Annotated in this window: 15 protein-coding genes; 7 read left to right on the forward strand and 8 right to left on the reverse strand. The window is 58.2% G+C overall.

Annotation, left to right across the window (positions count from 1 at the left end; translation table 11 throughout):
• Positions 1–45: 45 nt before the first annotated feature.
• Genes QRN60_RS13130 through QRN60_RS13140 form a run of 3 tightly spaced genes read left to right on the forward strand, consistent with a single transcriptional unit; the run spans position 46 to position 3,790 of the window.
• The gene (locus tag QRN60_RS13130) at positions 46–1,128 is read left to right on the forward strand and encodes a DUF2169 family type VI secretion system accessory protein (protein ID WP_284765603.1); all 1,083 of its coding nucleotides are present in this window, start codon (positions 46–48) and stop codon (positions 1,126–1,128) included.
• The gene (locus tag QRN60_RS13135; protein ID WP_077998785.1) at positions 1,125–2,693 is read left to right on the forward strand and encodes a DUF4150 domain-containing protein; all 1,569 of its coding nucleotides are present in this window, start codon (positions 1,125–1,127) and stop codon (positions 2,691–2,693) included. Before QRN60_RS13130 ends, QRN60_RS13135 begins: the two co-directional genes overlap by 4 nt.
• Positions 2,690–3,790 (forward strand): hypothetical protein, encoded by a 1,101-nt coding sequence (locus QRN60_RS13140; RefSeq protein ID WP_060726676.1) that lies wholly within the window; start codon positions 2,690–2,692, stop codon positions 3,788–3,790. Before QRN60_RS13135 ends, QRN60_RS13140 begins: the two co-directional genes overlap by 4 nt.
• Positions 3,791–4,088: 298 nt before the next feature.
• On the opposite strand, the gene QRN60_RS13145 is transcribed toward QRN60_RS13140, so the two are convergent.
• Positions 4,089–6,074: a putative bifunctional diguanylate cyclase/phosphodiesterase gene (locus QRN60_RS13145; protein WP_111791771.1), complete on the reverse strand. Its 1,986-nt coding sequence runs from the start codon at positions 6,072–6,074 to the stop codon at positions 4,089–4,091.
• A gap of 342 nt (positions 6,075–6,416) precedes the next feature.
• Between QRN60_RS13145 and QRN60_RS13150 the strand changes: the two genes are divergently transcribed.
• The 3 genes from QRN60_RS13150 to QRN60_RS13160 all read left to right on the forward strand — a co-directional run bounded on the left by QRN60_RS13150 (position 6,417) and on the right by QRN60_RS13160 (position 9,575).
• Positions 6,417–7,223, forward strand: a complete 807-nt coding sequence (locus QRN60_RS13150; RefSeq protein ID WP_060726727.1) for an inositol monophosphatase family protein — start codon at positions 6,417–6,419, stop codon at positions 7,221–7,223.
• Positions 7,224–7,287: 64 nt separating this feature from the next.
• Complete coding sequence (locus QRN60_RS13155) at positions 7,288–7,896, forward strand: dual specificity protein phosphatase family protein (RefSeq protein ID WP_129565250.1); 609 nt, start codon at positions 7,288–7,290, stop codon at positions 7,894–7,896.
• The gene (locus tag QRN60_RS13160; RefSeq protein ID WP_111791769.1) at positions 7,890–9,575 is read left to right on the forward strand and encodes a metallophosphoesterase family protein; all 1,686 of its coding nucleotides are present in this window, start codon (positions 7,890–7,892) and stop codon (positions 9,573–9,575) included. The genes QRN60_RS13155 and QRN60_RS13160 overlap by 7 nt, the downstream gene beginning before the upstream one ends.
• 32 nt (positions 9,576–9,607) lie before the next feature.
• Here the strand turns inward: QRN60_RS13160 and QRN60_RS13165 are convergent, their stop codons facing one another.
• From QRN60_RS13165 to QRN60_RS13175, 3 genes are all read right to left on the reverse strand, one after another.
• A complete protein-coding gene (locus QRN60_RS13165; protein ID WP_060726680.1) occupies positions 9,608–10,594 on the reverse strand; it encodes a LacI family DNA-binding transcriptional regulator in 987 nt (328 codons plus the stop codon).
• A gap of 113 nt (positions 10,595–10,707) precedes the next feature.
• Positions 10,708–12,267, reverse strand: coding sequence for a TerC family protein (locus QRN60_RS13170; protein WP_060726681.1), 1,560 nt, complete (start codon positions 12,265–12,267; stop codon positions 10,708–10,710).
• 377 nt (positions 12,268–12,644) lie between these two features.
• Entirely contained in the window at positions 12,645–13,661 is a 1,017-nt protein-coding gene (locus tag QRN60_RS13175; RefSeq protein WP_111791314.1) for a DUF1402 family protein, read from the reverse strand.
• 248 nt (positions 13,662–13,909) lie between these two features.
• Here QRN60_RS13175 and QRN60_RS13180 point away from each other — a divergent pair, with 248 nt between their 5' ends.
• Positions 13,910–14,575 carry a transglutaminase-like cysteine peptidase gene (locus QRN60_RS13180; protein ID WP_284765604.1) on the forward strand — a complete coding sequence of 222 codons (666 nt, stop codon included), beginning with the start codon at positions 13,910–13,912 and terminating at the stop codon, positions 14,573–14,575.
• 107 nt (positions 14,576–14,682) lie between these two features.
• Here QRN60_RS13180 and QRN60_RS13185 read toward each other — a convergent pair whose 3' ends face one another.
• The 4 genes from QRN60_RS13185 to QRN60_RS13200 form a co-directional block, all read right to left on the reverse strand.
• Complete coding sequence (locus QRN60_RS13185; protein ID WP_060726684.1) at positions 14,683–15,768, reverse strand: ABC transporter ATP-binding protein; 1,086 nt, start codon at positions 15,766–15,768, stop codon at positions 14,683–14,685.
• The gene (locus QRN60_RS13190) at positions 15,765–16,592 is read right to left on the reverse strand and encodes a carbohydrate ABC transporter permease (protein WP_060726685.1); all 828 of its coding nucleotides are present in this window, start codon (positions 16,590–16,592) and stop codon (positions 15,765–15,767) included. Before QRN60_RS13190 ends, QRN60_RS13185 begins: the two co-directional genes overlap by 4 nt.
• Entirely contained in the window at positions 16,589–17,491 is a 903-nt protein-coding gene (locus tag QRN60_RS13195) for a carbohydrate ABC transporter permease (protein WP_060726686.1), read from the reverse strand. Before QRN60_RS13195 ends, QRN60_RS13190 begins: the two co-directional genes overlap by 4 nt.
• 114 nt (positions 17,492–17,605) lie before the next feature.
• Positions 17,606–18,838, reverse strand: coding sequence for an ABC transporter substrate-binding protein (locus QRN60_RS13200; RefSeq protein WP_060726687.1), 1,233 nt, complete (start codon positions 18,836–18,838; stop codon positions 17,606–17,608).
• Positions 18,839–18,878: the final 40 nt, after the last annotated feature.

The following is an 18,878-nucleotide window of genomic DNA, read 5'->3' on the forward strand; positions in this document are numbered from 1 at the left end:
GGAGGCCGGGTCTTGGAACTTCAGAACCGCCTGCCGTTTCCCGCCATGGCTTTCCGTCAGTTCGATGCCGAAGGAGGGCTCGATTGTATCGTCTCCGTGCGTGCAACATTCATGCATGCCCAGGGCGGTTCTCTGGATATCGCAGCCGAGCAGGAAAGTTTTCAATGGGAGGACGCCTATGAGGGCGATCCGCACCAGACCGTCCTCCTGCGCCAAAGCGATCTTACCCCGGACAAGCCCGGGACGGATATAACCTTTCTCGGGAATGCGTGGTCTGCGAGCGGCGAGCCGGAGAAATCCTGGCGTGCCTCCATCCGCGTTGGCGGAATTTTCAAGCAAATCGAGGTTTTCGGCAGACGCTTCTGGCAGCCTGTCGTTAAGGAGAAATGGGCAGGTTTTTCCGCCAGGGAAGCCAAACGTGTCATAGCGGATTGGAAACTGAGCGATCCTGAACCGGCTAGAAGCGTGGCCATATGCTGGCGCAACGCTTATGGCGGCGCGATCCCTGGCGCAGGTGACGCGGGGACGGAAACACCGATTGACGTGGAGCGCCGAAACCCGCTTGGGTGCGGCATCGTCAATCTTGAGATGCCTGCCGACGCCGGGCCTGTTCCAGCTCCGCAGATCGCTGCCGTCGGTGAGCATTCCGATTGGCGGAGCACGCCGGAACCGCAGGGATTTGGGCTCGTTTCGCCTTGGTGGCAGTTCCGTCAGCAATATTCCGGAACCTATGATGATGGTTGGCGGGAGGAGAGGCACCCCCTCTTGCCGCGTGATTTTGATCCACGCTTCTGGCAGGCGGCCCATCCTGATCTCATCGCGACGCCTCACCTCAAGGGTGACGAGAACTACGAGCTGGTTAACCTGAGTTCTGAGCATCCGGTCGCGAAAGGCTCGTTGCCTGGCCTTACCCTCGGTGTCCATTGCTCTCGCGAAGATCGCGATGAATGGCATGTGCTGAAGCTTGATGGTGTGCAATTCGACTGGCGCAATGACGGACGGGTGCTTCTGACCTGGCGCATCAGGTTTCCTCTTCCCGATGCCGGTGAAACAAAACTTACCCTGACGCGCGTTCGTCTGAAGTCGCCCGAAACCGAAGCGGCTTTAACCGAGAGGGAGACAGCATGAGCATCCCCCGCGACAATTATATCGGAGAGCCCCAATATCCCGGCACATGGACGACGGGGACACCGCGTGAGGGACTGCGTGACATCGATGAGGCGCGTATCGTCTCTTTGGCACCTGATGTATGCCTGACACCGGTTGGCTCGTCGGTGGTGCCTATTCCCTATCCGGTCGTGGATTTTTGCGGCCATGATAAAAACTATACGCCGTCTGTTCGGTTCACCGGCAAAAAGGCAATGGTGATGCGTTCGTGTACGACACATGTGCACGGCGACGCGCCCGGTAACCGTAAGGGGGTAAAATCCGGCACGGTGGAAAGCATCTGCGAACCCATCGGGCACGCTGATCAGGTGCTTGCTGAAGGCTCGCATGTCATTCGCCACCTCGATCGTTTTTATATGAACAGCAGGAATACCCAGGGTGAGGCGATCTTCGTCCGCAGCACGCAGACCTATGATCCTCCCAAGGATGATGATCCGGTGCGGGGGTCGCTTAGATGGCAGGACGGGTCGGACGAAGGCCGGGTTATGAGCGATGCGTCGCCCGAGCCGTTTAAAGCGGGTGAGAAATACGCTTATGCGGGATCGGCTGCCGCAGCGACGACTGGGGCAGCTCAAAACTCTGCGCAAGCACTTCGCGGAGGAATGCCGGCGACAAGGCCGACTGTCCCCCAGACTGTTCCTCGTGGTCCGGGAAGGGTGATAACCCCGGGACCCGCCCGAGCGCCTCAGTGGTATCGTACCCCGCCTCACAGGGTTGTGAGCGATCTTGCAAAAGTTGGCCGTCTCGCGAGGGTGGGCATTTGGGCCCGCCGCCTAAATGTCATCGGGATATTATCAAGCGTCCTTATCCCCGATAATGGTGCAAATCTGTCTGACGTCGTCCCACGGGACGATCAGGAGCGGCGGATCAAAGAAATGTTCGACGAGGGTGTCGACGCCGGACATGACAGCTGGGAGATGCGGGATTGGGCGATGGAGGAGCTCCGTCGACATCGGCAGCGAGTGCGTGAGGAACCAGAAAGCCGGCCACAGGCATTACCCCAGAGCGAAACCGTACGTGTCTCCGATCGGGACGAATACCGCAAGAAGTGTCAGGTCGACCGTTACGCCAAGATGAAGAGCGTCTGCGGTCAGTACGGCATGCAGGCTCACCATATAGTTCCGGACTGGACGCTTCGTTATGGCGCGAGAGAGGATGCCGATAAGCGCATTCCGAATATGCCCAGCCTTAATGATGGTATGGCTATATGTGTTATTGGGAATGCCCGGGTAGAGCAAACCGAGCACTGGGGTGGTCATCTGGCGGACAAGGCGATCGAAAATGCGGGTAGAAATTCAACGCCACCTTTTACGGCACCCTTACATAAAGTAGTTCAGGCGTCAGCCCAGGCTATGATAAGCGTGAGGCCCGATTGTGCAAAAGAGATTATGGCAGCCCTGACGACCCAATATGCTGGAAAAAATCCGTTCCAGCTTTTACGAGCTAAACAATATCCTCCCCTTCCTGAAGAAACCATATCGGCTTTGAAGTCTGGAGCTGTTGAAGGAGCGACCAGAAAACCATGAAAACCAAGCTGCCTATCGATTTCACGAGAGCATATGCGAGGTCGGGCAAAACGCTCGCCGTTGTCGCAACGAGAGACAATGCTGAACCTTTCGATCCTGATGGCCGATTTTATCGGTATGATCGTGACGACGTGCCGCCGCAGGACTGGACGTATTCCGACTTCGGTTTCCATATTCAAAGCATGACTGTGTATCATAGCGCTGAGCACGCTACGCCAGATGGTTATTTCGTTTTGCTGTCGTCGGAGGGTGACGTTTATCACACCTACTGGAAGGAGAATTTTCAAGAGAAAATTCAGGGAGCCGGTAGTTGGAGTGACGATTCGAAAGGCTACGGGCGTCTCACTCGCATCCGCGAGATCGGGCAACACCTATATGCCTGCGGAGAGGGGGGGCAAATCTATGTTCGCAAGGGGAACAATGATTGGCGTCTCCTGACCGATAAATTGTTGCTGAACCCAAATGCGCAGGAGGAAGCAAAGCCTGAAAAAGAGCCGGAATTTCTTTCTCCGGAATGGCAGGAATGGGTCACTCGGTCGGCCCTCAATCCAGCCTCCCGCGATATACTGTTCTTTGACATAAACGGTTTGTCGGAAGAAGCCATCTATCTTTGCGGGGAGGAGGGGCCTGGTACCAAACCGGTCCTTTGTTTCTGGGATGGTCATGAGTTGCACGAACTGAAAATTCCAATTCCGGTGGCCGCTTTGACCGGAATTTACATCGAGAATCCTGACAGTGTCTGGGTATGTGGGAGAGAAGGTGTTCTCATACACGGAAGTCACACACGGGGATTTTCGCCTGTCGCATTACGGCAGCAGCATAATCTCTTTCACATGATCACTCCGTATCGGGAAAAACTCGTCATGGCGGCGAGCGTTCGTCCCGGCGGTCTTTATGAGTATGATCCCAAGACAGGACGTTTTGGCAGATTTGATCCTCCTCTTCCGCGCTTGAGCAATCGTGATGATAACGAATCTATCGACAATGGTCCGTTTTTTGCGCAGGTGATCGAAAACGTGCTTTGGGTCGTCGCATCGAAAGATGTTTTCCGCTTCGATGGTGCGGCTTGGGAGCGGATAGAACACCCAGATCTCTGAGTTGCGAGCTTCCGAAGGCTTCGAATGTTATTGATGCGGCTGGGTCTGCCTGAGGCCTTCTAAAATCGCAGCAATGTGGACCGGGAGGGAAATGGCATGAGCCTCCCCCCGACAACTACAGCGGCGAACCACAATGCCGAGACACATGGGCCGCCACCGGGACGCTGCAATACGGCTGCATGTCCTTGATGAGGCACGTATCATCTCTTTGGCGCTTGATGTATCCCTGACCCAGGTTGGCTCATCGGTGATGTCTATTCCGGCGCTGGGGAAGTTTTACTTGGGAGCGCATCGGAGCTTACCACCAAGCCTTGTTTGGATTTTTGAGAGCTATGGATTTGGTGCGATGTTTGGGACTCGCCTGGCCCGAAAGAAACGCACCGACATCCTCTTCCCGAAGCGGCGGCGCATAGATGTAGCCCTGCACCAGCGTGGCGCCGAGGCCTTCGAGTGCGGTTAGCTCGGCTGGTGTTTCCACCCCTTCCACCACGCATTCCAGTCCCATGTCGCGACTGAGGGTGAGGAGGGATTTCACGATTTTGTAGCTGGCCGGTTTTTCGTGCAGGTCCGTGACGAAGCTGCGGTCGATCTTGATCTTGGTCAGCGGCAATGCATGCAGTCGCGTCAGGCTGGAATAGCCGGTGCCGAAATCGTCCAGCGATATGCCGCAGCCGAGGCGGCGCAGCATTTCGACCGATTGCCTCACCTGTTCGAAATCATGGGCAAAAGCCGTCTCGGTAATTTCAAGGTCCAGCCGTCGTGCATCGAAGCTGCTGTTTTCGATGATGCCGAGCAGGGAAAGCACGCCCTCATGGGAATTGAGGTCCTGGGCCGAAAGGTTGAACGACAGGCGCAGGGAGGGTTCCCATGTGGCGGCGGAGGCGAGCGCCATTTTGAGAAGCGGCCGCGTCAGCGAACCGACGATGCCGGCCCGTTCCGCGATGGGGAAGAACTGGCAAGGCGGCACATGCCCGAGAACCGGGCTATGCCAGCGCGCCAGCGCTTCAAACCCTGCCGTCCTTCCGTCGCGTATATCGACGATCGGCTGGAACACGACCGAAAGCTCGTTTTCCATATCCCGCTGTTTGAGCAGGTGCTCGACGCGGGCTTCAATATTGATCTGCTTTTCGTGCTCCGCATCGAACAGAACGGCATCGCCACGCCGGGTTTTCTTGGCATGGTAGAGGGCATAGTCAGCCCTGTCGAAAAGCTGCTCGAGCGTGGAGGCGAGGTGTGGAAAGACCGCTATTCCCATGGATGCGGAAACATGCACCGTTCCCTCAGGCATATGGTAAGGCGCCCTCAGCTGCTCGGAGATCGCATTGGCATTTGCCACGAGTTGCGCATCATCAGGTATGATAGGCGCGACAATGGCAAATTCGTCGCCGCCCAGTCGAAACGCCTTGCTGGCCTTCAGATTGGCGGTGAGGCGCTTGCTGACATTGATCAACAGCCTGTCTCCCACGGAGTGTCCATAAAGGTCGTTGACCGGCTTGAACCCGTCCAGATCGATGACGCCCAGCGCCAGCCGGGTTCCGTTGGTCCTCGCCTTTTCGAGCTCGGCTTCAAGGTGGGCGAAGAAGGCGCGGCGGTTGGGCAGTTCCGTCAGGCTGTCAATATTGGCAAGCAGCAGGTTTTCATTGCTGAGCGCTTCCGTGCGCTGCTGTGAAATGACCATGCGCTCAAAATTGCGGTAGTTGGTCAGCAGGATGGACATCATGCCGGTGCAGACCAGCAGCACGTTGATGGCGATGGCGACAAATGTCGGTTGCCGCGACGCCAGAAAGAAGGCGATGAAGGCGCCATTGACGATGACCGTCACCATGAAAGCGGCCGAGCGAACATACATCAGACAGAAAATGCAGGAAATGACGGTAATCGCCATATAGAAGGCGACGTGGGATCGCGTATAGGCATCCCCATAGGGCACCAGCAAAAAAGACCAGAGCGTGAATGCCATGGCGATGCCGGCAGCCAGACGATTGGTACGCTGAAGGGCTGCATGTGCCACCTTGGGTGCGGGATCTATACCACGCGTCCTCCACCAGAAGGTGACTCTCAGCGTGCAGCCGAGGGTGAAGAGACCGGGAATTCCAATGGTGAGCCAGAGCGGCGCCACCTGCATATGCGTTACGGCAAGCGCCCATGTACTTGAGAGCAGAATGAAATACATCATCGGCATCTGTCGGGTGAAAGCACGGTACTGCGCTTTCAGCAGATCAGGATTGTCGGACCGAACGGACACGAAGTCCTGCAATTTTTGTGTGGCGGTCAGTAATTTCATTTATGGCTCTTCAAGTACAGAGCGGCATTTGTAACTTAATTCCCGTTACATCGTTGGAAATGCACAGGGTTAACCGACATAAAACTGTATCAACCGCAAGATGCAGGCGCTGCATTTCGCAACATTTCATTATTTTCGTTATTAAGCGTTTCCTGGATTGGTATGTCCGATGGGTGAGAAAACCCTTCGCTTCTTGCCATGCGCCGTGGAAAATCTATTGATCTGGTAGAATGAGGCTTCTCTCCCTCGATATTCATGAGTTCCCTTTTAGATTCTCTTGAAAAGCTTGAGCGCGCGTGCATTATGAACGCGTGTTCAAAATTCGAGGAATGGTTCTTGCACATGGATTTAATCCACTATCCCGACACCTTGGCGGCGCGAGCCGAACTGTGCCGCAGCGTTATCCTGTCCGCCGGGGAGCTGGTGCTGAAAGGTTTTGAGGGCGAGGCCACGCGCAGTTTTTCGATGAAGGGGCCGCAGGATTTTCTGACGGTGACGGATGCGGCTTCCGAAGCGCATATTCGCGGCGCGATCTCGGCTGCTTTCCCGGATGACAGTTTTTTCGGCGAAGAAGGCGGCGGCGAGATCGGAGAGCGCGTCTGGGTGGTGGATCCTATTGACGGCACCGCCAATTTTGCCCGTGGCATTCCGCATTTCTGCATCTCTATCGCATATGTCGAAAACGGACGGACAGAAATCGGAGCGATCTATAACCCCGCCCTCGGCGAGCTTTATCTCGCCCGCCGCGGCGAAGGTGCGACACGTAACGGGGAGCCGATCCGGACGGCGGAAACGGAGCGTTTCGATGCGGCTTCGATCGAGATGGGCTGGTCCACCCGGGTCGCGAACGCCACCTATCTCGATGTGGTCACGAAGCTGCTCGATATGGGCGCGAATGTCCGCCGCGCCGGCTCCGGTGCTCTGGCGCTCGCCTATGTGGCCGATGGCCGTTCCGACGGCTATCTCGAATTGCATATGAATTCATGGGATTGTCTTGCGGGCCTGCTACTCGTCAGCGAAGCTGGCGGCGACGTGTGCCCATTTCTGGAAATCGGCAGCTTGCGGGATGGCGGGCCGGTGCTGGCCGCAGCCGCCGGTGTTGCCAAAGGCGTCAGCCAGGCGTCGAACATAGTCCTTGCCGCGCGGTAGCTGCGGCGGGATGATTTATGACGGAGACCCTTTAAAGGGGGCTCCGTGCATGTGGAGGAATGAAATGGATGGACCCGTTTATGCCCGGCCAGCAATCAGCCTGATTGCGGAAGGGCTGGGCCCGCACAATGCTGCGCTTTACATTGGCGGCAGCGATGGTGCGGGTGATCTCGGGCTCCTGCGCCGGCATGGCATCACCATCGTCGTCAATTGCGCCGTCAATCTGGATATCAATCTCGTGCAGGCCACGGCAGAAGAGGGCGACAGGCGCGCGGTAGGTTATGGCGACATTCGTTATTACAAGCTCGGCCTTATTGATGGCGAGGGTAGCCCCGACACCATGATGCTGGGCGCCTATTACATTCTCGACGGCGCGCTTCGCCAGACCATGCCGAAGCGGGAAACCTATCCCTTTGCCGATAGCGGCAATGTGCTCGTCAATTGCCGCGGCGGCCGCAGCCGCTCCGTTTCGCTGGTGGCGCTTTTCCTGCACAAGCAGCGGCCGGATCTCTATCCCACCCTCGACGATGCACTGGCCGTGATCCGCACGAGACGGGAATTGCGGCCGGATGAATGGTTCGAGACACCGAAACCGATGCTTTATGCCGCCGCTCGCCGTGCTTCCGAATGGATCGACATGGTCGAGGGCAGAAAGACTGCTCACTCATGCTGACACGCACGCTTCCCTCGGTTGCCGTCATCGCCGACGTGCATTTTCATGACACGGCAGCCGATTTCGGGTTTCCCGGCATCGAGATTGATGGCCAGCGCATCACCATGCGCAGTTGGTCCGATACACGCGAATCCACCCGGGTTTTCAACGAAAGCACCGATGCGCTGCATGCGGCGCTCGAAGACGTGCGCCAGCGCGGCATTCGCCATGTGGTGCTGCTTGGCGATTATACCGATGACGGCCAGCGGGAAACGACGGAGACGCTGAAGGGCATTCTGCAGCGCCACAGCCATGCCCACGGCACTGCCTTTTACGCACTGCCCGGAAATCACGATATTTTCGGCCCGCTTGGCCGGCACCACACCAAGGAATTTCTGACGGAGAATGGCAGGTGCCTTTCCGTTTCAAGCGATGTACGGCGGGCCGGCGAGCGCGTCATTATCAGCGATCGCATGTATTGCGAGGGTTATCCGGCGGGTCTTGGCCCGATGGCGGCCTTCGGTTATTTCCGTCAGCCGGATTATCTGCATTGGGAAACCCCCTTCGGTCTTTCCGATGCGGCGGAAGACCGGATGTACGAGGTGCGCTCACCCGATGGTCGCAATGTCTATCGCCTGATGGATGCTTCCTATCTGGTCGAGCCCGAGCCGGGCCTGTGGCTCCTGATGATCGACGCCAATATTTTCGAACCACTCGATGGTGAGTTTGAAAGGGGTGAGGACGCGGCTTTTACGGACAGCACCTCCGGCGGCTGGAACGCGCTTTTGCGCTGCAAGCCTTTCATCATTGACTGGATCGCCGATGTGCGCCGCAGGGCGCAGGCGCTCGGCAAGACATTGCTTGGCTTTTCCCACTATCCGGCGCTCGATCCTTTCGATGGCGCAAGCGGTGCGGAAAGCGCCCTGTTCGGAAAAACCAATGTCGTGCGCCGCACGCCGCGCAGGGCGGTGGAGGATGCGCTGCGGCAGGCCGGGCTTGCCGTCCATTTCAGCGGGCACCTGCACGTGGAAGGCGTGACCCGTCGCGGGGAAGGCGAAAACTCGCTCACCAATATCGCCGTGCCGTCGCTCGTCGCCTTTCCGCCCGCCTTCAAGGTCGTCCACCCGTCGCGGCAGGAAATCCTTGTCGAGACGGTGGAGATGGCTGCCCTGCCGGTCAATGGCCGCATTTGCAGCGGTTACGCGCAGGAAACAGCACTGGCGGGTGAGGAAGACGACCGGGCTTTCGCGGCGGGCAATTACGGTGATTTTCTGCTGGGTCACAACAGGGCGCTGATCAGGCATCGCTATTTCGCCAAGGAATGGCCGGCCGCTGTCGTCAGGGCAATCGCCGACAAAAGCGTTCGGGACGTTCTCGACCTACTTGAAGGCGAAGACCGATCCTCGCCTGATGATGCTATCCTGTCCTCAGACCTGCCGATGTTCGAGCTGATTGCCGATTGGTATTGCCTACGCCAGGGCGCAGGTCTTTCGCTGCCGCATATCGCGCCGCAACGGCTTTCCCTTTATCGAACGCTGGCGGAACGCTTTGGTCGTAAGCCGGATCATCACGATGGCTCGGTGGAGAGCTTTCTCGAAATCTTCTTCGGAGCACTCGGCCTGTTTCTTGAGCGTGCCGAAGGCAGCCCGCGCGATCTGGAGCTTCGGCTTGCGCCGCACCATGAACGCGTTGCGGTTTGAACTGAAGAGTTTTGCCCGGAAGGAGATTTGGTCTAGCGCGCGGTGATGCGCTCGACCATGGAAACGGGCACGACCTGAAGCCGGGTTTCCGGCTCATCGCTATCGAGCGCGGTCAAGACCTTCTCGGTCAGCGCGTCGAAGGACTGGGCAATGGTTGTCAGCTGGTAGCTTTTCCAGCCGGCCTGCGGAATGTCGTCGAAACCGACAATCGAGATATCTTCCGGCACCCGGCGGCCCATTTCCAGCCGGGCGGCATCCATGAAACCAAGTGCCAGCAGATCGGTCACGCAGAAGGCGCCGTCTATTGTCTTGTCCGTGAGCAACTCGCGGCCGGCCTGATAACCGCTGTCATAGCTCGTCGGCCCGCCGGACCATGGCACGACCTCGACGCCTTCGATGCTCATGCGCTGGGTGAAGGCGCCGGCACGGCGCAACTGTGCCGGCGTCTGGCTGCCGCTGGAAATGACCGCGACCTTTTTGCATTTCGCTTCGACAAGCCGCATGGCGGCAAGATCGGCGCCGCGGGAATCGTCGCTCAGCACCATGTTCGTGTCGGTGCGATCAAGACGCTGATTGATGAGGATGAGGCGCACGCCGTTGGCGATGCATTCATCGACAATCGACGCCGGCGGTTCACCGGAGAGAACGACGATGGCCTGGGCGCGAAACTCGAAGAGACGCTCGATCAGCGGCGCAATGTCCTTGCGGGCATCCGCCGCATTCAGCAACAGGCATTGCAGCCCACGGCGCAGAAGCCCGATGCTGAGCAGATCGAGCTGCTTTGAAATGAAGGGAGAACTGAGATTGGCGCCGACGACACCGATGAGATTGGAGCGGTCATTGTTGAGACCCTGCGCCAGACGGTTGACGCGGTAGCCGAGTTCCTGTGCGGCTTTGAGCACCTTGCGCCGCACGGCCTTCGATACGCTGCCGCCGGGTGTGAAGGTGCGCGAGACGGCGGAACGCGAGACCCCGGCCTTTTTCGCCACCTCTTCGGCTGTCACGAACCCTCTCGCCATTCAACTCCCCCGTTGCGAACCATGGTCTGATATCACAGGCTATATGGCGTCGCCTATTCCATTCGAAACATTTGGACGGGAGGCGCTCCTGCCGGCCGCCTCCCGCGCCCGGATCATCCATCGGAGAGGGTGGTGTTCCACGCCCGGATCTTTTCGATGTTTCTGTCGGAGCACGAGACGATCTCGAACTCGAACCCGTCGCCCGCAATATGTTCGCCGACTTCGGGAAGGCGATTGAGACGCCAGAGGATGTAGCCCGCGATTGTGGAGTAGCGGTCGGCCTCGTCCACCAGATTGATATCCAGGAGATAGGATACCCTTCTGACGTCCACAGCGCCATCCAGCAGCCAGGAACCATCCTCCGCCCGTTCGGAAATCTGCGCTTCCTCGCCCTCATCCGGAAACTCGCCCGCAATCGCCTCGAGAATATCCGTCGGCGTTGCTATGCCCTGCAACGTGCCATATTCATCGATGATGACGGCCATCTGCAGGGGCGATTTTCGCAGCTGTTCCATGACCTGCAGCGCCGTGGCGCTTTCATGCACCACGAGGGGCTCACGCAGCGAGCGCTCAAGGTTCAGTTTTCCGTCGTGCAGAAGATCACGCAGCAGATCCCTTGTCGCGGCGACGCCGAGGAATGAATCCAGCTTGCCCTGCGCCAGCATCAATCGGGAATGGTCGAGTTCCAGCAGGCGGTGTCTCAGCGTGTCGTGGTCGGCGTCGACATCGAGCCAGTCGATCTCCGTTCGTGGCGTCATGATTGAGACGACGGGACGCTCGGCCAGCGTGAGCACCCCGCGGATCATGTCCTTTTCCTCGGATTTGAACAGATCGCTTTGCGCTGCCTGCGCGGCGATGACGTCGGCAGTCTCACCGAGGGATGGTTGTTCGCCAACCCGGCCGCCCAGAAGCCGCAGAATGGCGTCGGAGGTGCGCTCACGCATATCGCCGGCGGTGATGCGCTTTTCACGGTTGCGCCTGCCAAGCTGGTTCGCCGCCTCGATAAGCACGGAAAAGCCGATGGCGGCGTAAAGATAACCCTTGGGCAGATGGAAGCCGAAACCCTCGACAATCAGGCTGAAGCCGATCATCAGGAGAAAACCGAGGCAGAGAATGACCACGGTCGGATGTTTCGACACGAAAGCCATCAGCGGCCTGGATGCTGCCATCATCACGGCCATGGCCACGCAGACAGCGGTAATCATCACCCAGAGATTATTGACCATGCCGACAGCGGTGATGACGCTGTCAAGCGAGAACACGGCATCGAGCACGACGATCTGCACGATGACCTGCCAGAAGACCGCATGCACTACCTTGCCCTGTTTCGGCTTCTGATCACCTTCCAGCCGTTCGTGCAGCTCCATGGTTCCCTTGGCGAGCAGGAAGGCGCCGCCGAGAATGAGGATGAGATCGCGCCCCGAGAAGGAAAAATCGGCGACGGTGAAAAGCGGCCGTGTCAGCGTGACGATCCAGGAGATGGAAAACAGCAGCAGGAGGCGCATGATGAGCGCCAGCGACAGGCCGACGATCCGGGCCCTGTGGCGCTGGTGCGGCGGCAGCTTGTCGGCAAGGATCGCGATGAAAACGAGATTGTCGATGCCGAGGACGACTTCGAGAACGATAAGGGTGACGAGGCCGATCCAGATGTTCGGATCTGCGAGGAATTCCATGTTCAGGAGCCTTTATGGGAATGGGTGCAAACGCGCAAAGCCCCGGATTGCACATCCGAGGCTGGAAGTCGTCGCGTTGATGAAAACAAGAAGATCCGAGGCTGGCTTCGCGTTACGCGAGCCAGCCTCGTTCGGTGTCGACTACCGTCTGTACTGTCGCCTTCGTCAGGCATCGGGTTGATTTATCCCACTATCAGTAAATTCTTGTGCCGGTCGACCTAACAAATTTTCGGCCGCTGGAAAAGCGATTTTCGGTTTTTTGATGCCATGACGATGCGTTTGAGCAATCTTTGCGCGCAAATAAGCGGTTATTTCCCGAGAAATACGCGCGATGCGCAATCTGGGCGGTTGCCTGATTGTTTGACGATAAAAAGCCGTTATTGCTTTTTCCCGCCGATATCAGAGGTCGTCCGCTGGTCGATGGCCTTGCCGTCGAGAATGCTTTTCAGGACGTCGAGGCGCTCGTTGATCAGCCATCCATAATAGTTTTCGACCGGCAGCAGTTTTTTTGCCCCTGCATCCACGGCAGCCCGCAGACGTTCGGCGCGACGCCTTGGCTGGCCGACATTGTAAAGCGTGGCAGTGATGCCGGGATTGCCGGAAATGTCGAAGCCTTTTTCCCTGTAGGCATCGATGGAATCCCTGAGGATGGCGGCGATGTAGATGATGCTGCGGTCGGGATCCATAACGTCACGGTAGATATCTTTCGGCCTGTCCGCCGACAGTTTCGGCAGGCCGCTCGTCCTGTTGACGAGATCGGTCACCTGCAGGGCCGTCAACGGGCTGATCTGGCCAAGGCCGAAGGTCTGCCCGGCATAAAAGGGCTGGAAGAAAGCGCGCTGGAAGGAGATGGCCTCATAGCTCACACCATCCACCACCTTGCCGCGGAAACTCTCGTCCCAGACGGTATCACGGCAACTCCATTGTTCCGACGTGGTGGCAAGCGTTTCACAGGGCCGGAATTCCGGCCGCTGCAGAAATGTCTTCAGGGAAACACCGTCATAGCTGAACTTTATATCGAGTTCGGCGTAGGAAATGGCCTTGATGTAGTAGGTCTGCAGGCGATCCACGGCCGAGACGTTGAACGTATGTTCCCCGACGATGGCGCCGACGATATGGATGGGGTCAATCCCGTAGGCCGCTGCGGCCTTCTTGATCTTGCCGAGAAGGGCGGGCTCGCTGTTTAAAAGATCGACCGTCTTCCGAAACTTTTCGTCGTAGGTCGTGTACGAGGCCCTGGTGCGGATCGCCGAGGCTCTGGGGATTTCCGGCTGCTCGGCGGAGCTGTTCCCGGGGGGAACGACGGTCACCTGCTGCGCCAGCGCATAGGAAGGAAGGGAGGCCAGCGCCAGGATGACGGCGGCTGCGCGGGAAGTCTTCGCAAACAGGCTCATGCAGCGTTCTCTGTAACGTGGATTGTTATCGCGGCGAGGGCTCCTTCATAGGCAGGCTGGCCATAGCTGACAAGTTCGCATCGCTCACTTTACCGTTGGGGGCCGTTTGATGCGCGTTCTGATCGATGTCATTTGCGCGCTCGTCTCCAGCACGATCGAGACCGAAATTCCCGGTTCGTTAAAAATCGAGCTTTTTGTTTCATGTGAACGCAAATCGCCGCCGATAGGTCTGTCGTCAGGAGACGACCATGACCCTTCCCATCAAATTGCTGCAAGCCTGTTGCATTCTGATTGCGACCTGCCTGGCTGCGCCGGTTCAGGCGTCTCCTTTCATGCAGACTGGCAAGATCACGTCGCAGCCTGTCGGCCACTATGACTTCTGCCAGCGGCATTCGGTTGAATGTCAGCCGGTGACGGCCACGCCGCCCCTCACCCTCACCCCCGATGCCTGGGCAACGATTGTTTCGGTGAACAATGCCGTTAACGTCGAGATCGACCAGCGCACCGACATGGAGGTTTGGAGTTATGAGGATTATTGGGAATATCCCTACAAGGGTGCGGGCGACTGCGAAGACCTTGCGCTGGAGAAGCGCAGGCGCCTGATGCAGTCCGGTTTTGCTGTTTCAAATCTCCTGATAACAGTGGTGCGGGACGAACGGGGAGAGGGCCACGCCATCCTGACAGTCAGAACCGATCGGGGAGATTTCATTCTCGACAATATGAAGGCGAAGGTTTTGCGCTGGGACGAAACGGCCTATACCTATCTGAAACGCCAATCCACCGATCATGCCGGTCGCTGGGTGGATATAGAAGGGCCCGCTGCGCCGGCAATCGCCTCCCGCGAGGCTGGTCGGGCTACCGCCACCTCCGCGACAGCGCGCCGTAGCTTGTTCGATATCTTCAAATCGCGCTGAAACCACTCACAGCAAGAGCAGGACCGGGTAAGAACAGGTTTGGCGCCCCCGGCAAGGACAGCGGGCCGTCATGCGGCCCGCGAGCATAGCCCTTCTACGGATATGGATTATTGTCTCGCAAGGCCAATGCCCGTTGCCTCGTCGAAGAGGTGCATATCGGCCGGGTTGATATCGAGGCCAATGATCTCGCCAGCCTTGACTGCGCTGCGTCCCTGTACCGCGATGACCAGTTCGGTGGATGTTCCTGTTGTGAGGAAGGTGGCCGAACCGGTTGTTTCCACGGCTGAAACCGGCAATGCCAATGCCGCCCCCTCTGCCGCTGCCGGCCGGATATGTTCCGGCCGGATGCCGACGATCACATGTTTGCCGGGCGGCAGGGTGGCTGGCGCCCTTATGGATTGCTGCGGCTCACCTTCGCCGAACTGCAGTAGAAGCGAAGCGCCGTCCGGACTGACTGTCGCCGGAATGAAATTCATGGCCGGTGAGCCGATGAAACCCGCAACGAAACGATTGACCGGGCGGTCGTAAAGTTCCAGCGGCGTGCCCTGCTGTTCGATGACGCCGTCACGCATGACGACGACATGATCAGCCATGGTCATTGCCTCGATCTGGTCGTGGGTGACGTAGACTGAAGTTGCATGCAGGCGGTCGTGAAGGGCGCGGATTTCCTTGCGCATATGGACGCGCAGGGCCGCATCGAGGTTGGAGAGCGGCTCATCGAACAGGAAGGCCTGCGGATTGCGGATGATCGCCCGGCTCATGGCCACACGCTGGCGCTGGCCGCCGGAGAGTTCGCGGGGATAACGCTTCATCAGCTTGGAGAGTCCGGTCGTGGCCGCAACCTCTTCCGCCGCCCTGCGGGCCTCGGCCTTGGCCACGCCACGCATGCGTAGCGAATAGGTGAGGTTTTCTTCGACAGTCATATGCGGGTAGAGCGCATAGGACTGAAACACCATGGCCACATCGCGCTTGCGTGGCGGCACGCCGTTCATGAGGGTGCCGGCAATACGCATGTCGCCGGCCGATATGGTCTCCAGGCCCGCGAGTGAGCGCAGAAGGGTAGACTTGCCGCAGCCGGATGGGCCGACAAGTGCCACGAAGGTGCCCTTCTTGATGGAAAGGTTGATGTTCTTCAGCGCATGGAAGGCGCCGTAATATTTGTTGACGCCTGATAGTTCGATCTGAAGGGTCATTTGAGCGCTCCCGAGGTCAGGCCGGATACGATGCGGCGCTGCAAGAGAATGAAGAGGGCGAGAATGGGCGTCACATACATGGTCGCATAGGCCATGATGTTGTTCCATTCGCTGGTGTTGGGGCCCATGAAGGAGTTGAGGCCGACGCTGGCGGGCTGCAATTCGGCCGCCTGGATGATGGATTTCGAATAGACGAATTCGCCGAAGGCCTGCATGAAGATGAGGATGGCGCTGACGAGGATACCGTTCCTGGCAAGCGGCAGCACGATGTTGAAGAAGGCCCCGACCCGGGAATTGCCATCCACCAGCGCCGCCTCTTCCAGCTCCTGCGGCACGGCCATGAAGGTGGCGCGCACCAGGACGACAAAGAAGGGCATGCTTTTTGCCGCAATGGCGAGGATGACCGATAGCCGCGGATAATCCAGCAATCCGAATTGCGAGAAACCGACGAAGATTGGCGTGATCATCAGCGATGCCGGCAGAACCTGCAGCATGAGGATGAGGAACAGGCCGATATCCACCCAGACATTGCGATACCGCGCCAGAACATAGGCGCAGCCGACGCCGAGAACGGTGATCAGCAGCACTGCGCTGGAAGCGATCAGCACCGAATTCCACAGGTAGCGCCCCATGTTGCGGCTGTTCCAGACATAGGCATAGGTTTGCCATTGCGGATCGCTGGGCCAGAAGGAGGGCGGATTGGCGAACATTTCCGAGCCGCTTTTGAGCGAGGTCAGATACATCCAGTAAAGCGGGAAGAGGTAGATGATGGCGAGAATGATGGCGATTACCAGCATCAGCCGATCGCGGTTGGTGATGCTCATCCGCGCACCTCATGCCGTGTGGAGCGCACATAAACGATGGAGGCCAGCATGACGAAAACGATCATGATGACGGATATCGTCGCACCCTTGCCGAAATCATATTGCCGGAAGGACAGGTCCCAGGCCCAATATTGCGCCACGTTGGAACTGTTGTTCGGTCCGCCATCGGTAATGGCGGCGAAAAGATCGAATTGCTGCAGCGTGAAGATCAGGCCGAGCGAGACGATCGCGCCGATGGTGGAGCGCATCATTGGCAGGGTGATGGTGTAGAAGCGCTGCCAGGCATTGGCTCCATCCAGTTCCGCGGCTTCGTAGAGGTCGCCGGGAATGGAGGCGAGGCCGACTGACAGCAGGATCATGTTGAAGGAGGTGCCGAGCCAGATATTGGCGATGACGACGGCCCAGAGCGAAAAATTCGCATCCGAGCGCCAGAAGATATTGCCCGATACCAGGCCGCTTTCCCGCAGGAAGAAATTCAAGACGCCGAAATCGCCCGAGAGAATCCAGTTCCAGATGGCGCCGACGACGAGGCCGGGCATGACCCAGGAGACGAGGAACAGGCCGCGCAGCCAGGTGGCGCCGGGAAAATTGACCCAGAAGAACAGCGCCAGGCCAAAGCCGATCGCGAACTGCCCGGCAATCGAGGCCACGACGAAGGTGACCGTGTTGAAAAGGATCGGCAATGTTTCCGGCTGCCGGAACAGGTCGACATAGTTCTTGAAGCCGACGAAGGGGCGCACGAAGGTGCCCAGACTGAACATGTCGACTTCCTGAAAGCTCATGACAATATTGTAGATGAGCGGCAGCCCGGCCATGACGAACAGGAAGCCCAAAGGAAAGGCGACAAGGACGATGTCGAAACCGCGACCGTCACTGACGCTGGAAAACAGTTTTTTCATGAAACATCCTCAAAAGCTCCAGTCGGGGCCGCCGCCGCTTGTCGCGACAGGCAGCCCCACCGGGAGGAACCCTTGGGTGGAGGCCGGGGAAACCGGCCCGCCCGCCCAGATAGATCAGCCTTCGACCAGCTTTATCTTTTCAGCGGCCTGATCAAGCGCAGCCTTCGGCGTCATCTGACCCGACAGGGCGCCCTGAATGGCGTCCTGTATCGCCTTGGAAATCTTCGGCCATTCGGGTGAGGGGCCACGCGGCTGCGCATATTTCAGCTGTTCCACGAAGGTTTTTAGCGCTTCATCCTTCAACGCATTGCCGGTTGGCGGAACCGGAATATCCGAACGCGCCGGCAATTGGCCGAAGTTTTTGAACATATCCTTGTCCTTCGAGGCGAAGAATTCGATTGCCTTGAAGGCCTCTTCCGGATGTTTGGTCTTGGAGAAGATCGCCCAGTTATAGTCGCCCATGGCCGAAGATCGGGGCGCATCGGGTGTGGGCACCGGCAGCAGGGCCACGCCCCAGTCGAACTTGGCGTCCTTCAGCATGCGGTCGATTTCCCATGGGCCAGAAATGACCATGGCGGCATTGCCGGCGTTGAAGGTGGCGGTGGAATCCCACTGGCTGCGCGTCAGTGTATCGGGAGATGCCAGCTTTTCGTCCAGCATCAGCTTCCATGTTTCGAGCGCTTTGACGGCGCCCTCGGTATTGATGTTCTTGTACGTCGCGCCCGCCATCTGCGCCCAGGGCAGGAACTGGAAGGTGCCTTCCTCATTCGCCTTGGCGCTGAAACTGATGCCATAGACGTTCTTTGCGGGATTGGTCAGCTTGCGGGCCGCGCCCACCAGCTCATCCCAGGTCTGCGGCGGTTTTGCCGCGTCGAGCCCTGCGGCCTTGAACAGGTCCTTGTTATAATAAAGCGCAATCGTATTCGTCGCCTTCGGCACGCCGAAATATTTGCCGTCCCACATCACCGATTTCAGCGGCCCCGGAAAATAATTCTCCGTCTTGATGACTTCAGAGTTGGCGATCATGTCGGTCACATCGAGAAAGGCCCCGCGTGCGGCGAACATGGCGTGGTTGGGGTTGTCGATGGCGATGATGTCGGGCGCATTGCCGGTCGAATAAGCGCGCATGGATTCGCTCACCACATCATCGAACTGCAATTGCCGGTATTCGATCTTGATGCCGTTATTGAGCGCATTGAACTCTTTGATAAGGTTCGGCGCCGGCTGGATATCTCGATCCAGCGACCAGAGGGTCAACGTCACATCCTCGGCCTGCGCGGTGATTGCGCCGGCTGATACGCTCGCCAGCAAAATTGCGCCGGCCATCATGCATTTCGCGATACCCATAATCTCCTCCTCTTGGTTATCGTCTCTCTGCAATTTTCGG

The organism is Agrobacterium sp. CFBP2214 (assembly GCF_030209895.1).
GTDB classification, from domain to species: Bacteria; Pseudomonadota; Alphaproteobacteria; order Rhizobiales; family Rhizobiaceae; genus Agrobacterium; species Agrobacterium radiobacter.

Bases quoted from the DNA above. Each gene is read 5' to 3' on its own strand.
- QRN60_RS13195 (WP_060726686.1), bottom strand. From the start codon at position 17,491: ATGAAAAAACTGTTTTCCAGCGTCAGTGACGGTCGCGGTTTCGACATC.
- QRN60_RS13200 (WP_060726687.1), bottom strand. From the start codon at position 18,838: ATGGGTATCGCGAAATGCATGATGGCCGGCGCAATTTTGCTGGCGAGC.
- QRN60_RS13155 (WP_129565250.1), top strand. From the start codon at position 7,288: ATGGATGGACCCGTTTATGCCCGGCCAGCAATCAGCCTGATTGCGGAA.
- QRN60_RS13160 (WP_111791769.1), top strand. From the start codon at position 7,890: ATGCTGACACGCACGCTTCCCTCGGTTGCCGTCATCGCCGACGTGCAT.
- QRN60_RS13165 (WP_060726680.1), bottom strand. From the start codon at position 10,594: ATGGCGAGAGGGTTCGTGACAGCCGAAGAGGTGGCGAAAAAGGCCGGG.
- QRN60_RS13150 (WP_060726727.1), top strand. From the start codon at position 6,417: ATGGATTTAATCCACTATCCCGACACCTTGGCGGCGCGAGCCGAACTG.
- QRN60_RS13175 (WP_111791314.1), bottom strand. From the start codon at position 13,661: ATGAGCCTGTTTGCGAAGACTTCCCGCGCAGCCGCCGTCATCCTGGCG.
- QRN60_RS13145 (WP_111791771.1), bottom strand. From the start codon at position 6,074: ATGAAATTACTGACCGCCACACAAAAATTGCAGGACTTCGTGTCCGTT.
- QRN60_RS13180 (WP_284765604.1), top strand. From the start codon at position 13,910: ATGACCCTTCCCATCAAATTGCTGCAAGCCTGTTGCATTCTGATTGCG.
- QRN60_RS13170 (WP_060726681.1), bottom strand. From the start codon at position 12,267: ATGGAATTCCTCGCAGATCCGAACATCTGGATCGGCCTCGTCACCCTT.
- QRN60_RS13185 (WP_060726684.1), bottom strand. From the start codon at position 15,768: ATGACCCTTCAGATCGAACTATCAGGCGTCAACAAATATTACGGCGCC.
- QRN60_RS13190 (WP_060726685.1), bottom strand. From the start codon at position 16,592: ATGAGCATCACCAACCGCGATCGGCTGATGCTGGTAATCGCCATCATT.
- QRN60_RS13130 (WP_284765603.1), top strand. From the start codon at position 46: ATGGCTTTCCGTCAGTTCGATGCCGAAGGAGGGCTCGATTGTATCGTC.
- QRN60_RS13135 (WP_077998785.1), top strand. From the start codon at position 1,125: ATGAGCATCCCCCGCGACAATTATATCGGAGAGCCCCAATATCCCGGC.
- QRN60_RS13140 (WP_060726676.1), top strand. From the start codon at position 2,690: ATGAAAACCAAGCTGCCTATCGATTTCACGAGAGCATATGCGAGGTCG.